This window comes from Saccharopolyspora kobensis, assembly GCF_900108315.1.
Lineage (GTDB): Bacteria > Actinomycetota > Actinomycetes > Mycobacteriales > Pseudonocardiaceae > Saccharopolyspora > Saccharopolyspora kobensis.
On the sequence record NZ_FNVB01000002.1, the window covers coordinates 1,198,388 to 1,214,038 of the forward strand.

The 15,651-nt window shown below is 71.6% G+C and carries 14 protein-coding genes; 12 read left to right on the forward strand and 2 right to left on the reverse strand.

Features of this window, described 5'->3' with window-relative positions:
- The first annotated feature begins 73 nt into the window (after window positions 1-73).
- Together C4T78_RS05335 and C4T78_RS05340 are read left to right on the forward strand one after the other, a co-directional pair.
- Window positions 74-1,555 carry a DHA2 family efflux MFS transporter permease subunit gene (locus C4T78_RS05335; protein ID WP_093353742.1) on the forward strand — a complete coding sequence of 494 codons (1,482 nt, stop codon included), beginning with the start codon at window positions 74-76 and terminating at the stop codon, window positions 1,553-1,555.
- Between the two features lie 79 nt (window positions 1,556-1,634).
- Window positions 1,635-2,702, forward strand: a complete 1,068-nt coding sequence (locus C4T78_RS05340) for an alkene reductase (protein WP_093353066.1) — start codon at window positions 1,635-1,637, stop codon at window positions 2,700-2,702.
- Window positions 2,703-2,787: 85 nt separating this feature from the next.
- Here C4T78_RS05340 and C4T78_RS05345 read toward each other — a convergent pair whose 3' ends face one another.
- Window positions 2,788-3,426, reverse strand: coding sequence for a hydrolase (locus tag C4T78_RS05345; protein ID WP_093353069.1), 639 nt, complete (start codon window positions 3,424-3,426; stop codon window positions 2,788-2,790).
- A 312-nt stretch (window positions 3,427-3,738) separates the two neighbouring features.
- Here C4T78_RS05345 and C4T78_RS05350 point away from each other — a divergent pair, with 312 nt between their 5' ends.
- The 8 genes from C4T78_RS05350 (at window position 3,739) to C4T78_RS05380 (ending at window position 12,861) form a co-directional block, all read left to right on the forward strand.
- Window positions 3,739-4,035 carry a putative quinol monooxygenase gene (locus C4T78_RS05350; protein WP_093353072.1) on the forward strand — a complete coding sequence of 99 codons (297 nt, stop codon included), beginning with the start codon at window positions 3,739-3,741 and terminating at the stop codon, window positions 4,033-4,035.
- A gap of 267 nt (window positions 4,036-4,302) precedes the next feature.
- A complete protein-coding gene (locus C4T78_RS05355; protein ID WP_093353075.1) occupies window positions 4,303-5,433 on the forward strand; it encodes a sensor histidine kinase in 1,131 nt (376 codons plus the stop codon).
- Window positions 5,430-6,095 (forward strand): response regulator, encoded by a 666-nt coding sequence (locus C4T78_RS05360; protein WP_093353744.1) that lies wholly within the window; start codon window positions 5,430-5,432, stop codon window positions 6,093-6,095. Before C4T78_RS05355 ends, C4T78_RS05360 begins: the two co-directional genes overlap by 4 nt.
- 114 nt (window positions 6,096-6,209) lie before the next feature.
- Window positions 6,210-7,466: a cytochrome ubiquinol oxidase subunit I gene (locus tag C4T78_RS05365; RefSeq protein ID WP_093353078.1), complete on the forward strand. Its 1,257-nt coding sequence runs from the start codon at window positions 6,210-6,212 to the stop codon at window positions 7,464-7,466.
- Window positions 7,467-7,476: 10 nt separating this feature from the next.
- Window positions 7,477-8,253, forward strand: a complete 777-nt coding sequence (locus tag C4T78_RS36765; RefSeq protein WP_218161593.1) for a cytochrome d ubiquinol oxidase subunit II — start codon at window positions 7,477-7,479, stop codon at window positions 8,251-8,253.
- On the forward strand, window positions 8,250-9,842 hold the full coding sequence (gene cydD / locus C4T78_RS05370; protein WP_235863555.1) for a thiol reductant ABC exporter subunit CydD: 1,593 nt from the start codon (window positions 8,250-8,252) through the stop codon (window positions 9,840-9,842). Before C4T78_RS36765 ends, cydD begins: the two co-directional genes overlap by 4 nt.
- Complete coding sequence (gene cydC, locus C4T78_RS05375) at window positions 9,839-11,545, forward strand: thiol reductant ABC exporter subunit CydC (protein ID WP_093353084.1); 1,707 nt, start codon at window positions 9,839-9,841, stop codon at window positions 11,543-11,545. The genes cydD and cydC overlap by 4 nt, the downstream gene beginning before the upstream one ends.
- On the forward strand, window positions 11,542-12,861 hold the full coding sequence (locus C4T78_RS05380) for an amidase (RefSeq protein ID WP_093353087.1): 1,320 nt from the start codon (window positions 11,542-11,544) through the stop codon (window positions 12,859-12,861). The genes cydC and C4T78_RS05380 overlap by 4 nt, the downstream gene beginning before the upstream one ends.
- A gap of 31 nt (window positions 12,862-12,892) precedes the next feature.
- On the opposite strand, the gene C4T78_RS05385 is transcribed toward C4T78_RS05380, so the two are convergent.
- Entirely contained in the window at window positions 12,893-13,972 is a 1,080-nt protein-coding gene (locus tag C4T78_RS05385) for a tartrate dehydrogenase (protein WP_268876664.1), read from the reverse strand.
- Window positions 13,973-14,084: 112 nt separating this feature from the next.
- Between C4T78_RS05385 and C4T78_RS05390 the strand changes: the two genes are divergently transcribed.
- Window positions 14,085-15,068 (forward strand): PHP domain-containing protein, encoded by a 984-nt coding sequence (locus tag C4T78_RS05390; RefSeq protein WP_093353092.1) that lies wholly within the window; start codon window positions 14,085-14,087, stop codon window positions 15,066-15,068.
- Window positions 15,069-15,125: 57 nt separating this feature from the next.
- The gene (locus C4T78_RS05395) at window positions 15,126-15,617 is read left to right on the forward strand and encodes a MarR family winged helix-turn-helix transcriptional regulator (RefSeq protein WP_093353095.1); all 492 of its coding nucleotides are present in this window, start codon (window positions 15,126-15,128) and stop codon (window positions 15,615-15,617) included.
- The last annotated feature ends 34 nt before the right edge of the window (window positions 15,618-15,651 follow it).

The following is a 15,651-nucleotide window of genomic DNA, read 5'->3' on the forward strand; positions in this document are numbered from 1 at the left end:
GGCTGTTGTTCGCCGCCACCGGCCGAGACGTGGCCGGCGGGCAGGTCTGGCCGCGATGTGGATGGAGTCCTGGATGTTGCGCGGTGTGCCGTACAAGTGGCTGGTCGCGATCGCCTTCGTGTTCGGGTTGTTCATGGAAGTCCTGGACATGACCGTGCTGAACACGGCCCTGCCCGCGTTGGGGCGGCAGTTCGGAGCCGGTACCGAAAGCCTCCAGTGGCTCGTCACCGGTTACCTGGTGAGCATGGCCGTGTTCATCCCGGCATCGGGCTGGGTGGCCGACCGCTTCGGCTCCAAGCGGACGTTCTTGTTCGCCTTGGCGGTGTTCACCGCGGCCTCGCTGTGGGCCGGAGTCGCTGGTTCGCTGACCGAGCTGGTGGCGGCCAGGATCGTGCAGGGCGTGGGAGGTGGGCTCCTCACCCCGGTCGGCACCGCCATGCTCTTCCGGGCGTTCCCGCCGGAGGAACGCGCGCAGGCATCGGCGATCCTGTCGATCCCCACCGGCATCGCGCCGGCTCTCGGCCCGGTGCTGGGCGGGTGGTTGGTCGACAACGTCGATTGGCGTTGGATCTTCCTGATGAAGGTGCCGATCGGCGTGGCCGGGATCGTCTTCACCGCGGCGGTGATCCGCGAGGAGCGAACCGAGCACCCCGGACGCTTCGACGTCGTCGGATTCCTGGCCGGTGGTGGAGCGCTCGCGCTGCTGCTGGTGGGACTCGACCAGGGCGCCGTCGGCGAGTGGCGCAGTGCGTCGGTGTTCCTGCCGCTGATCGGGGGCGTCTTGCTCGCGGCCTTGTTCGTGATCGCTGAGTTGCGCATCTCGGAGCCGATGATCGACCTCCGGCTGCTGCGCATCCGGCTGTTCCGCACCGGCAACCTGCTGATGCTGCCCGCGTCGGGCGCGCTGATGGGCACGCTGTTCCTGACCCCGCTGCTGCTGCAGTCGTTGCTGGGACTGGACGCCACCGGGTCGGGATTGGTCACCATGTTCCAGGCGCTGGGGATGACGGCGACGATGCCGTTCGCCGGATGGCTGTACCAACGTCTCGGTCCGCGCTTGATGCTGACCACCGGCTTCATCGCGATCGCCGCGTCCGTTGCGGCGCTGCTCCCGGTCGGGATGGACAGCAGCTTGTGGGGTGTGCGGGTGCCGATGCTCACCATGGGCGTCGGCATGGCATTGACGGTGATCGCGTTGCAGGCGGCGACCTTCGCGCAGGTGGATCCGGCGGCGATGACCCGCGCGTCGTCGGTGTTCGCGACCACGCGTCAAGTCGCCGCGGCCGTGGGAGTCGCGCTCGTCGCCAGCATCCTGACCCTCCGGACCGAGCAGCGGCTCGGCGGGCTGGCACCGGCGGTGACCGAGGCCGTCCGGCAGGACGCGATGCTCAGCGCTTTCCGCGACACGTTCGTCGTTGCACTCGTGGTCGCCGTGCTCGGCCTGCTGATCGCGCTGCGCGTCCGCGATGCGGATGCGGCTGCGTCGATGCGATCGGCGAAACCGGCCGGTGAGGCGGCAGAAATCGCAGCGGGCGCCCAACAGCCTCAAGCGTGATCGGGAAAGGCCGCTCCGCGACGTGCGGTGATCCGAGTGACCGGCCATCCCTGGTTTTTCCGAGAATGGAGAGGAACAGATGACAACTGCGTTCAGCCCGTTTCAGCTCGGTGATGTGACGCTCCGCAACCGGATCGTCATGGCGCCCATGACCCGCACGCGCGCTGGTGCGACCGACGGCACGCCCACCGAGCTCATGGCCGAGTACTACGCCCAGCGCGCGTCGGCCGGCTTGATCATCACCGAAGGCGTTCAGCCGTCGGTCGTCGGTCAGGGATACCCGTTCACCCCGGGGCTGCACACCCAGGAGCAGGTGGCCGCGTGGCGCAAGGTGACCGACCGGGTGCACGCCGCGGGCGGCCGGATCTTCGCCCAGCTGATGCACACCGGACGCATCGGACACCCGAGCCTCCTCCCGGACGGGCTGATCCCGGTCGGCGCGTCCGTGGTCGCAGCGCAGACCCGGGTGTTCACGCCGAGCGGCCCGCAGGACTGCGTCACGCCCAAGGAGCTCTCAGAGGCCGAGATCCTCGACACGATCGATGACTTCGCCAACGCGGCGCGCAACGCGATCGAGGCCGGGTTCGACGGGGTGGAGTTGCACGGTGCGAACGGATACCTGCTGCACCAGTTCCTCGCGCCCAGCAGCAACCGCCGCACCGACGCCTGGGGTGGTTCCTTGGCAGGCCGCCGCCGCCTCGTGGTCGAGACGGTCCGAGCGGTGGCCGATGCCGTCGGCGGCCAGCGCACCGCGCTGCGGATCTCGCCCGGGAACCCGTTCAACGACATCAGCGAGGACGACCTCGAAAACACCTACGGCGCGCTGGTCGAGGCGATCAACCCCTTCGGACTGGCCTACCTGCACATCGCCGAAACCGCGGACCGGGCGCTGACCAAGCTCCTTCGCAGCGCGTTCGACGGGACGTTCGTGCTCAACCCGAACACGCCGGGGCGCCCCACCGGTGTCGAGGAGCTCGAACTCCTGGAGGACGGCACCGCGGACCTGCTCAGCTACGGGGTGCTGTTCCTCGCCAACCCGGATCTCCCCGCCAGGTTGGCCGACGGCGGACCGTTCAACACCCCCGACCCGGATACGTTCTACGGCAGGGACTCGGTCGGCTACACCGACTACCCGAGCAAGAGCTGAAGCAGCGGTTGAAAGCGTGGCTCGAGGGTCCGGCGAGAACCGCTCGCCGGGGCCTCGGCCACGGCGGTGTGCGATGCGTTGCGGTTCAACCGCGGTCGTAGGCGAACTGCAGGCCGGCGGTGCCTCCGGTCTCGATGAACAGGCTCATGAACTCTTCGGCGGTTTCCTTCCGGGCCCAGTCGCGCTGGAGCTCGCACAGCAGTTGCACCCAGGTGATGGGTCGCGCCCCGGCCTGCTCGACCCGCCGCAGCGCGGCTTCGTGGGCGGACACCGATGTGCCGCCGACAGCGTCCACGACCGGGTAGACCTCGTAGCCCTCGCGCAACGCGTCGAGCGTGGGGAAGGTCAAGCACGCCTCCGTCCACAGCGCCGTCATCACCAGCTTCTCGCGGCCGGTGGACTTGACCGCGTCGACGAACTCCCGGTCCTCCCAGGCGTTGATCGAGGTGCGGTCGTAGGTGGGGAGATCGTCGAGGACCTTCCGGAGTTGCGGGATCGGTGGCTTGTTCAGGCCGGTCTCGACGTTGACCGTCGAGTGCACGATCGGCAGTTCGTAGGTGCGCGCGATCTTGGCCAGCCCGACGATGTTGTTGACGAGGAGCTGCCGGTCCATGGAATTGATCGAATTGACCTGGACCGGTTGGTAATCGATGATGACCACCGCTGCGTTCTTCGGCGTCAGCAGGGCGTCGGTCTCCGGATCGCGAATCTGTTCGCTGGTCACCGCTGCCTCCCAGTGGATCGTTCTTTCCGTTTCGAGGAGTGTGGGTGCTCACCGGCGAGTGTCCTCCACTGCGCGGTGGTGCGCATAACGAGTGCTGAAGAATTTGCAGGAAGAGTGCGTGCGGCGATTTCTGCCCGGGAATTTATCACCACATGTTCTGCGATCCCGGTTGCGCGTCGGCTGCGGCCTCCGTGGCCAGATCGTTCTGAAGTGCGGCGTGTGGGATTTCGCTGGTAGTCGGCAGGGGCGAAAAGCTACACTCGCCGCGGCGAAGGAATTTTCGCCCTCTGGAAGGCGGGGGAGGGATGGGAAATGGGTGAACTCTTCATTGTCGCCGGATTGCGCGCCAAGGAGGGGAAGGACGGCGAACTGCGTCGCGATCTGGCCGAATTGGTCGAACTCTCGCGTCAGGAGGAGGGGAGCATTCGATACGACCTGTTCGTCTCCCGGGATGAACCTGGGCTGTTCGTTCTCGTGGAGCACTGGGCCAGCGAAGAAGCGCGAAGCAAGCACCACAACGAGAGCTCGCACATCCAGCGTTTCCACGACGACGGCAGGAGGAATGTGGAGCGGACGGAATTCTTCCACATGCTCGACCGCGTGGTGTGAGGCCGACGGCGGAAGAATCCGACGAGAACGGCGAAGCGATCCCATGACGGGCTCAGCGTCCGGCAGTTCTCCCGCTCGCCCTCACGCGGCGGGCGATCACCTCTGATTTCACTCTGCCCGGCGCGTTCGGCGGGCTGTTCTTCGGCGGGGCCGTCCCTGTCGAGGCGAGGTGGTGCGGCTCCACGTGCCGGTGGCGGCGATCCTGGTCGTGCTGGGAACGGCGCGCGCTCGGCTGACCAGATCCGGTCTGCGCCTATCCTTCCGGGCATGACGGTTCTGCGGAGGTTGCCCGCCGCCGCGGTCGATCTGGCGCTGGCGGTGCTGATCGCGGCCGCGGTGCTGCTCTCCGCGCTGCTGAACTTCGCCGTCGACCGGGGCGGCCTGCGGCCCTTCGACGTGCTGATGATCCTCGGCACCTGCGCCGCGCTGGCGCTGCGGCGGCGCTTTCCGATTCCCGTCGCGCTGGCCACGCTCGTGGGCTGCGTCGTCTACTACCCGCTCAGCACGGCCGACGGCCCGCTGCTGCTGGCGTTCGCGGTCGCGTTGTGCACGGTCGCCGCTGAAGGGCGCACAGCCGTGGCGGTGCTCTTGGCGGTGGTGGCGATGCTGTTCGTCGGCTACGGCGAGGTCGGCAGCGGGCAGCGGCACCTCGACGACACCTCGCTGTACCTGTTCGCCGGGTGGCTGGTCGCGGCGGTCGCGATCGGCGGCCTGGTCCACAACCGGCGCGCCTACCTGAACGAGGCGGAGCAGCGGATGCGCGCGGTGGAGCGGGAGAAGGAGGAGGAAGCGCGCTCGCGGGCCGGCGAGGAGCGGCTGCGCATCGCGCGGGAGCTGCACGACGCGCTCGGCCACCACCTCTCGTTGATCAACGTGCAGGCCGGTGCCGCGCTGCACCGCAGCGACACCGATCCCGCCCCGGCCCTGACCTCGATCAAGCAGGCCAGCAAGGAAGCGCTGCGCGAACTGCGCGCCACGCTCGGCGTGCTGCGCCAGGTCGACGAGGCCGGTGCGGCGCCGGGACTGGCCAGGGTGGACGACCTGGCCGCGCAGGCCCGCGCCACCGGACTGGCGGTGCGCGTCGAGATCGACGGCGAAGCCCGCCCGCTGCCGCCGGAAGTGGACCTCGCCGGGTACCGGATCGTGCAGGAGGCGCTGACCAACGTGACCAGACACGCCGACGCGCGCGCGGCTTTCGTGCGCATCGGGTACTCCGGCGAGGATGTCCGGGTGCAGATCGACGACGACGGGAGCGCGGTGCCGGAGGTGGCGCGGGGCAACGGGATTCGCGGCATGGAGGAGCGCGTCCGGGCGCTGGGCGGGGAGTTCACCGCCGGTTCCGCGCCGGACGGCGGCTTCCGGGTGCGGGCCGTCCTGCCGTGGCGGGCCGCGCGGTGATCCGGGTGCTGCTGGCCGACGACCAGACGCTGGTGCGCGCGGGTTTCCGGTCCATCCTGGAGGGCGAGGCCGACGTCGAGGTGACCGGCGAGGCCGCCGACGGTGCCGAGGCGGTGCGCCGCGCCGCCGAACTGCTCCCCGACGTGGTGCTGATGGACATCCGGATGCCGCGGCTCGACGGGCTGGAGGCGACCCGGCGGATCTGCGCCGACCCGCGCCTGGCGGCGGTGAAGGTGCTCATCCTGACCACCTTCGACGTGGACGACCACGTCTACGGTGCGTTGCGGGCCGGGGCGAGCGGATTCCTGGTCAAGGACACCGAGCCGACCGAGCTGATCCACGCGGTTCGCGTGGTGGCCCGCGGCGACGCGCTGCTGGCACCGGCCATCACCCGGCGGCTGATCGCGGAGTTCGCCGCGCGCAGCGACCGGCCCGCGCCCAGCCCGCGGCTGAGCTCGCTGACCGATCGCGAGCGGGAGGTGCTGGTGCTGGTTGCGCGCGGGCTGTCCAACGACGGGATCGCCGAGCGCCTGGTGCTCAGCCCCGCCACGGCCAAGACCCACGTCAGCCGGATCATGAGCAAGCTCGGGGTGCGCGACCGGGCGCAACTGGTCGTGCTGGCCTACGAATCGGCGCTGATCACCCCGGGCTGGCTGGCGTGACCCGGGCACAACTGCGGGTGTAGGGGAGCGCCCCTAGGGGACAACCGGCGCGGTATCCGAAGTGTCCTCCGCGGCCCGACGTCCGGCGCCCGCCGCGGCGGCAGGCTGACGGGCATGGATCCGGAGACCCTCGACCTGGCGCGGCTGCAGTTCGCCCTGACCGCCGGCGGCCACTTCCTGTTCGTCGCGCTGACCATCGGGCTGGCGACGCTCGTGGCGTGCGTCCAGACCCGGGCGACGCTGTCGCGCAACCCGGTGCACGAGCGGATGACCCGGTTCTGGGGCCAGCTCTACGTGATCAACTACGCGGTGGGCATCGTCACCGGGCTGGTCATGGAGTTCCAGTTCGGCATGGCCTGGAGCGGGCTGATGCACCTGGCGGGCAACGTCATCGGCGCATCGCTGGCGATGGAGGCGCTGGTCGCGTTCTTCGTCGAGTCGACCTTCCTGGGGCTGTGGATCTTCGGCTGGGGACGGCTGAACCGCTGGGTGCACCTCGGGCTGATCTGGGTCGTCGCGCTCACCGCGTACGCCTCGGCGTACTGGATCCTGGTGACCAACGGATTCCTGCAGAACCCGGTGGGCCACGCGCGGGACGGTGCGGAGCTGCGGCTGACCGACGCCTGGGCGGTGCTGAGCAATCCGGCCGCGACGAACGCGTTCTGGCACATCCTGGGCGGATCCCTCGTCACCGCAGGAGTTTTCATGGCGGGCATCAGCGCGCTGCACCTGTTCCGCCGGACCGCTGAGGTGGAGCTGTTCACCAAGTCGCTGCGCATCGGCCTGTTCACCGCGCTGCCCGCGCTGTTCGTCGCGGTGACCGCCGGCGGGATGCAGTTCGGCCACCTGCAGCCGATGAAGCTCGCGGTGTTCGACCAGAACAGCACGCGGATCGCCGAGCTGCAGGCCGAGCAGGTCGCGCGTTTCGGCCCGGGTGACTACGTGCCGCCGGAGTCGTGGACCAGGACGGGCGGCATCGTGATGCTCCTGGCCTTCGCGCTGCTGCTCTACCTGCTGGTGCCGAGCGTGCTGCTCGCGTTCTTCAGACCGGTCGTGCGGCGGTTCCGGTTGTGGCACCTGGTGCTGGTGGCGGCGATCCCGCTGCCCTTCCTGGCGATGATCTCGGGCTGGGTGTTCCGCGAGATGGGCCGCCAGCCGTGGGTCATCGACGGTGTCCTGCGCGTCGAGGACGCGGTCTCCGACGTCCCGGCCGCGGCGATGCGCACTTCCCTGCTGGTCTTCACCATCCTGTTCGGACTGCTGCTGGTGCTCAACTGGTTCCTGCTGCTGCGCCAGGCGGTTCGCGGCCCGGACGCGGTCGCGCTGGGCCGGATTCCCGAAGAACCCCGTCCGATGTCCGCCACGTTCTGAGGAGCGAATCGTGGAACTGCTGGCTGTTGCGGTGCTGGGCGTGTTCGCCCTCGGGTACTTCCTGCTGGGCGGTGCGGACATCGGGGTGGGCATGCTGCTGCCGGTGCTGGGGCGCGACGCGCGGCAGCGCAGGCTGGTGGTCACCGCCATCGCGCCGTTCTTCCTCGGCAACGAGGTGTGGTTGGTGGCCACCGCGGGAATCCTGGTCGGCGCCTTCCCGGTGCTCGAAGGCGAACTGCTCACCGGCTTGTTCCCCGCCGTGGTGCTGCTGCTGGTCGGCTGGATCGTGCGCGACATGGGGCTGTGGTCGCGGAGCCGGTCCGACGGCCGCGCGTGGTGCGCGGGCTGCGATGCGGCGATCACCGGCGGCAGCTGGGGAGTGGCGCTGAGCTGGGGATGGATGTTCGCCGGGTTGCTCGCGGGCCGGATCCACGAGGTGGTCACCGGCCCCGGGGCGCTGCTGACCGCGGTCGCGGTCGCGACGCTGTTCGCCGTGCACGGCCTGGCCTTCGCCCGCCTCCGGCTGTCCGGACCGCCGCACCGGCGGGCGAGTGCGCTGTTCGGGCGCTGCGGGGAGCGGCCGGGGCTGGCGCTCACGTCGAGCGCGCTGGTGCTGCTGTGCCTGGCGGTCGGTTTCCGCCTTCCGCTGCAGGAGAACGCCGCCGACCCGGGCACGCTCGGCCTGCTGCTGCCCGCCGTGCTCGTGCTCATGCCGTTCCTGCTCGGCGCCCAGGCCTTGATGTGGTGGACGTTCCGGGCCCGGGTGGAGAGGCCGTTGTACCTGTGAACAAACGACTCCTGGCCCTGGTGCCCCGCCGAACCCGGATCGCGGTGGCGGCGCTGGCGCTGCTGCAAGCCGGGGCGATCATCGCGCAGGCGGACCTGCTCGCGCGCGCCATCGCGCAGCTCGACGCCGGTCACCTGCCGTGGCTCGCCGGAGCCGTCGTGCTGCGCGCGGCTGCGACGTGGTGCAGCAACGCCCTCGTGCACCGAGCCGCGGCGGATCTCAAAGCCGATCTGCGGAGCTCGCTCTTCGCCCGGGCCGCGGCGCAACGGTCGAGCGGGGCGTTCAGCACGTTGATCACGAAGGGGATCGACGCGCTGGAACCGGTGATCACCGGAGTGCTGCCGCAGCTGGCGGTCGCGGTGCTCGTGCCACCGGTCGTGCTGGTGCGGCTGGGGCTGGCCGACTGGTCGTCGGCGTTGATCGTGGCGTTGACGATTCCGCTGATCCCGCTGTTCGGTGCCCTGATCGGACTGCGGACCCGGGACGTGACGGCGAACCAGTGGGCGCACCTGCAGCGGCTCGGCGGGCACTTCCGGGACGTGCTGGCCGGGTTGAGCACGCTGCGGGTGTTCGGGCGCGCTGAGCACCAGGCCGCGGTGATCGGGCGGATGGCCGACGAGCACCGCTCGGCGACGATGCGGGCGCTTCGGGTGGCCTTCCTGTCCGGTTTCGCGCTGGAGCTGGTGTCGTCGCTGGCGGTCGCGCTGGTCGCGGTGCCGGTCGGACTGCGGTTGCTCTCCGGCGGGATGGACCTGACCACGGCGCTGGTGGTGCTGCTGCTGACACCGGAAGCGCTGCTGCCGCTGCGGGCGCTCGGCACCCGGTTCCACGCTGCGGAGGAGGGCGCGGCAGCGGCGGAGCAGCTCTTCGACGTCCTGGACGCCCCGACCGCCGAACAGGGTGGGACGCGGCGCGGGGCCACTGCGGGTGAGATCCGCTTCGAGCAGGTCAGCGTGCACTTCCCCGGTCACGAGGACCCGGTGCTGGACCGGCTGTCGCTCGTGATCAGCCCGGGGGAGCGGGTGGCGCTGGTCGGGCCCAGCGGCGCCGGGAAGTCCACGGTCCTGCACGTGCTGCTCGGATTCGTCCGGCCGACCTCCGGGCGGGTGCTGGTGGACGGTGTCGACCTGCGCGAACTCGACGTGGCCGACTGGCGCCGCCGTCTGGCGTGGGTGCCGCAGCACCCGCACCTGTTCGCCGGGACGATCGCCGACAACATCCGCCTCGGCGCGCCCGATGCCGCGATGCCGGAGGTCCGGGCGGCCGCCCGCGCGGCGCACGCGGCGGAGTTCATCGAGCAGCACCCGGACGGCTACCGGGCCCTGCTGGGCGATCGCGGTGCCGAACTCTCCGCAGGCCAGCGGCAACGCGTGGCGATCGCCCGCGCCTACCTCAAGAACGCGCCGATCGTCCTGCTCGACGAACCCACGGCGCGGCTGGACCTGCACGCCGAAGCGGCGCTGGCGGCCTCGGCCGGAGAAGTGCTGCGCGAGAAGACGGCGATCGTGGTGGCGCACCGACCAGCGCTGCTGGCGGCCGTGGACCGGGTGATCCGCCTGCGCGGCGGATCGCTGGAGGTGGCGGCATGAACGGATCTGCGCCGACCCCGTTGCGCCGGGTGCTGGTGCTGTGCCGCTGGCCGCGACTGCTGGCGGCGGTGACCGCGGGGGTAGCTGCCGAGCTGTGCGCCGTGGGGCTGATGGCGCTGGCGGCCTGGCTGATCACCCGCGCCGCTGAGCAACCCGCGCTGTCGGCGTTGAGCCTGGCCATCGTCGGGGTCCGCGCGTGCGCGCTGGCGCGCGGCGCGTTCCGCTACCTGGAGCGCCTGGCCGGGCACGACGCCGCGCTGCGGGCAGTCGCGCGGCTGCGTCCCGAGGTGTTCCGGGCCAGGCTGGGGCGAGCGGCGCTGCGCGACGGAGATGCCCTGTCCCGCTTGGTGTCCGACGTCGACAGCGTCCAGGAGCTGCTGCTGCGCTGCCTGTTCCCGGCCTTGGTCGCACTGGTCGTCGGCACCGGATCGGTCCTGGCCTGCACCGCCGTGGTACCGGACGCCGGGCCGGTGCTGGCCGGTGGCCTGCTGGTCGCGGCGGTGGTGCTGCCCGCGTTCGCCGTGCTGGCCCACCGACGCGACCGCAGCGCCGCCGATCGGGCCGACCTGTCCATCGCCGCCGCCGATCTCGTGGACGGCGCTCGCGAACTCGCCGCTTTCGGCGCCGTGCCCGCGGCGGTGTCGCGCGCCGAGCAGCACGCAGCTCGGATGCGGCGACGTGACGGTGAATCGGCCCGCAGCGGGGCTGCGCTGCTGGCGGGTGGTGTCGTGGTGCAGGGCATGACGGCGGTGGCCGTGACCTGGACCGCGCTGCTCGCCGGGCAGCCGCAGACGAGCGCGGCGGTGGTGGGTTTCCTGGCGCTGGCGGCGTTCGAAACCGTCCTCCCGCTGGCCGATGCCGCGCGCCGCTGGGCCGAACACGTCCCGGCGCTGCGGCGGATCACGGAGCTGCTCGCCGCACCTCCCGCCTCACCGCCGCCGGCGAACTCGGAAACCCTTGCTCTGCGCGGTGTTTCGGTGCACTACGACCGGCCTGCGCTGGACAGCGCGGATCTGACCGTCGAACCCGGCCGAGCGGTGGCGGTCGTCGGTGCCAGCGGGGCCGGCAAGAGCACGCTGCTCGGCGTCCTGGCCGGGCTCGTGCCGCCGACGGCGGGCCACCTCGAACGACCCGAAACCCGTGCGGTGACCCAGGACGCGCACGTCTTCAGCACCACCATCCGGGACAACCTGCTGCTGGCGGCACCGGATGCCACCGAGTCCGAGCTGGAGCGCGCAGCGGAGCAGGCCGGGCTGCTCGACTGGATCCGCCGGCAGCCGGCGGGTTTCGGCACCTTCGTCGGCGAGTCCGGGCAACCGCTCTCCGGTGGCCAGCGACAACGCCTCCTGCTGGCGCGGGCGCTGCTGGCCGAGCCGGACGTGCTGCTGCTCGACGAGCCGACCGAGGCGCTGGAACCGGAACTGGCCGACGAGATCCTGACCCGCGTCCTGCGCGCCAGGACCGGGCGGAGCACCGTCGTCGTGACGCACCGCCTGGCCCGGCTCGCCGAGTTCGACGAGATCTTGGTGCTCGACGCCGGGCGGATCGTGCAGCGCGGCCCGCACCGGGAACTGGTCGCGGAACCGGGACCATTCCGGGACCAGTGGGAAGCCGAGGCGTTGACGGACCCGTCGAGCCGGCCGCAGGATGATCTCCGTCGCCGCGCCGCGGCGCTCACCGGGAGAGGGGTGCGCGACCGTTGACCCAGGGGTTCTTCGCCGAGCTGACCACCACCGAACTCGCCGGACGGCTGCGCGCGGGCGAGACCAGCGCGGTCGAGCTCACCAGGGCCGCGCTGCGCGCCATCGCGGAGCTCGACGGCGAGCTCAACGCCTTCACCGCGGTCGACCGCGACGGCGCGGTGAAGGCCGCGGAGAAGGCCGACGCCGAACTGGCCGAAGGCCTGGACCGCGGACCGCTGCACGGCATCCCGGTGGCGGTCAAGGACATCATCGAGGTCGCCGGGCTGCCCACCACGATGGGCTCGGCGCACTTCGCCGACCACGTGTCCACATCGGACGCCGAATGCGTGCGCCGGCTGCGTGCGGGCGGCGCGGTGCTGGTCGGCAAGACCACCACGCACGAGTTCGCCTTCGGGCCGACCGGGGACAGCGCGCACGGCGGCCCGTCCCGCAACCCGCACGACACCACCCGCATCACCGGTGGCTCCAGTGGCGGCAGCGGTGCCGCGGTCGCCGCCGGGATGGTGCCGCTGGCGCTGGGCACCGACACCGGCGGATCGGTGCGCATCCCGGCCGCGCTGTGCGGGGTGGTGGGGTTCAAACCGGCCTTCGGCGCGATCCCGGTCGACGGGGTGTTCCCGCTGGCGCAATCCCTGGACCACGTCGGAGTGCTGGCCCGCAGCCCGCAGGACTGCCGCGCCGCCTACCGGGTGCTGGCCGGACTGCGCGACGCGCCGAGCCGGGAACGCGGCGAGACCGCGACCATCGGCTGGCTCGACCCGGACCTGCTGCACCCGGCGGACCCGGAGGTCACCCGGATCGCCCGCGCCGCGCTGGACGGGCTGACCGTGCGGGAGGCCGAGATCCGCGATCCGGAGCTGGCGCGCGGCGCCTACCAGGGCATCCAGGCCAGCGAGGCCTACGCCAACCACGCGGAGCGCCTCGCCGAGCACCCGGAGCTCTACACCGACGACGTCCGGGACCGGTTGCGCGCCTCGGCGCGGATCGCGGGCTGGCAGCACGTGCGGGCGCTGGCCGCCCGCGACCGGTGGCGCCGCGAGGTCGGTGAGCTGCTGTCCCGCGTCGATCTGCTGGCCCTGCCGACCACCTGCGTGACCGCCACCGAGGTCGGCCGGCGCGAGATCACCATCGGCGGTACCGGAACGCGGGTGTTCACCGCGCTGCTCGGGCTGACCAGCCCGTGGAACGTCGCCGGAGTGCCGGCGGTGTCGGTCCCGGCGGGCGCGCTCGGCGGGCTCCCGGTGGGCCTCCAGCTCGTCGGGCGGCCCGGGCAGGAGGACCTCCTGCTGGCCGTCGCGGCGCGGATCGGCGGCTGACGGGGCGCGGCGGAACCGCGCCCCGCCCGGATCAGCCCTCGACCGCCCTGGCGATGGCCTTGCCCAGCTCCTCGGTGGTCGCCTTCCCGCCGAGATCCGGCGTGCGCGGGGCCGAGGAGTCGGCGAGGACGCGCTCGATCGCGCCGACCACGTCGGCACCGGCCTCCGCCAGCCCGAGGTGGTCCAGCATCATCGCCGCCGACCAGATCTGGCCGATCGGGTTGGCGATGCCCCGCCCGGCGATGTCCGGCGCCGAACCGTGCACCGGTTCGAACGTCGACGGGTAGGTGCGCTCCGGGTTGATGTTGCCCGACGGGGCCACCCCGATCGTGCCGGTCACGCCCGGGCCCAGGTCGGAGAGGATGTCGCCGAAGAGGTTGCTGGCCACCACCACGTCGAAGCGCTCCGGGGACATCACGAACCGGGCGCACAGGATGTCGATGTGGTCCTGGTCGACGGTCACCTCCGGGTACTCCGCGGCGATCGCGGCGAACCGCTCGTCCCAGTACGGCATCGAGTGGTAGATCCCGTTGGACTTGGTCGCCGAGGTCACGTGCGGTTTGCCCAGCTGCCGCGCCAGCTCGAAGGCGTAGCGCATGATCCGGTCGGTGCCGCGCCGGGTGAACGCCGCGGTCTGCAGCACCATCTCGGTCGGGGTGCCCTCGCCCTGCCTGCCGCCCAGCTGCGAGTACTCGCCCTCGGTGTTCTCCCGCACCACCCAGAAGTCGATGTCGCCCGGCTTCTTGTCGCGCACCGGCGGCGTCACGCCCGGCAGCAGCCGCACCGGCCGCAGGTTGACGTACTGGTCGAACTCCCGCCGGATCGGCAGCAGCAGCCCCCACAGCGAGATGTGGTCGGGCACGCCGGGCCAGCCGACCGCGCCGAGCAGGATCGCGTCGTGGTCGCGCAGCCTGGCCAGCCCGTCGGCGGGCATCATCGAGCCGGTGCTCTTGTACGTCTCGCAGCTCCAGTCGAAGTGCCGGTAGCCGAATCGCACCCCGTACTTCGCGCCGACCACGTCGAGCACCCGCAACGCCTCGGGCATGACCTCGTTGCCGATCCCGTCGCCGGGCAGCACCGCGAGTTCGTACTGCTGCACTCTCCACCTCACCTCTCGGTCCTTGACGTTCCCGTGGTCATCTAACGCCCCGTCCCGGGCACGGGCCAAGACCCGGGCCGGAATCGCCTGGCGGGGCGGCCGCGCAGCGACTACGAATGACCACGTGGATGCGGCACGGGCATTGCGCGAGATCGCCTTCTGGCTGGAACGGGCCGGTGCGCCGACCTACCGGGTCCGGGCGTTCCGGCGGGCCGCCGCGGTCGTCGACCAGCTGCCGGACCTCGAGGAACGGGTCGCCGCGGGGCGGCTGACGGCCCTGGAGGGAATCGGCCGGACGACCGCGGCGGTGATCGAGGAGGCGCACCGCGGCCGGACACCGGCGTACCTCGCCAAACTCCGGTCCGAAGTGGACGTGCCGGAGCGCGGTGCGCAGCTGCGGGCGGCGCTGCGCGGCGACTGCCACACGCACTCGGACTGGTCCGACGGCGGCAGCCCGATCGCGGAGATGGCCACCGCCGCCCGCGACCTCGGGCACGAGTGGATCGCGCTGACCGACCACTCGCCGCGGCTGAAGGTGGCGCGCGGTCTGTCGGCGGACCGGCTCCGCGAGCAGCTGGACGTCGTCGCCGAGCTCAACCAGCGGCTGGCGCCGTTCCGCATCCTGACCGGCATCGAGGTCGACATCCTCTCCGACGGTTCGCTCGACCAGGAGGAGGAGCTGCTGGCCCGACTCGACGTCGTGGTGGCCAGCGTGCACTCCGAACTGCGGATGCCCGCCGCCGAGATGACCCGCCGGATGTGCGCGGCGGTGTCGAACCCGCACGTGGCCGTGCTCGGGCACTGCACCGGCCGGCTGATCGGCGCGGGCAAGAAGCGCCCGCAGTCGGCCTTCGACGCCACCGCGGTGTTCCAGACCTGCCGCTACCACGGCGTCGCCGTGGAGATCAACTCGCGGCCGGACCGGCTGGACCCGCCCCGCGAGCTGATCCGCCTCGCCCGCGACATCGGCTGCCTGTTCAGCATCGACTCCGACGCGCACGCGCCCGGGCAGCTGGACTGGCTGGCCTACGGCTGCGCCCGCGCCGAGGAGTGCGGCGTGCCCGCGGACCGGGTGATCAACACGCGCACCGCCGACCGGTTGCGATGATGCGCACGGGCGGCCTGAGCAGGTCTGATGGCTGAAAGCTCAAGATATGCTGACCCGGTGACCGAACCCAGATGGCTCAGCGATGAACAGCAGTGCGCTTGGCGGAAGTTCGCCGCGCTGATGACGGTCGTCCCCGCCAAGCTCGACGCGCAGCTGCAGCGGGACGCCGGGCTGACCCACTTCGGCTACTGGGTGCTGGCCATGCTCTCCGAACACCCCGACCGCGCGCTGCGGATGAGCGACCTGGCGGCCCGGGCCAACGCCTCGCCCTCGCGGGTCTCGCACGTGGTGGCCCGGCTGGAGCAGCGGGGCTGGGTGCGCAGGCAGCGCGCCAGCGGCGACGGCCGCGGCAACGTCGCCGAGCTCACCGACGCCGGTCACGAGAAGGTGGTGGCGACCGCGCCGGGACACGTGGCGAAGGTCCGCGATCTCGTCTTCGACGGTCTCACCGATGACCAGGTGCGCCAGCTCGACGAGCTCTGCGCGGCGGTGCTGGCCCACCTCGACCCGGAGGGCACCATCACCACCACCCCGCCCCGGCCGGAGTGACCGGAGCGGGGCGCTGAGGTTCCGCTGCTCCGCA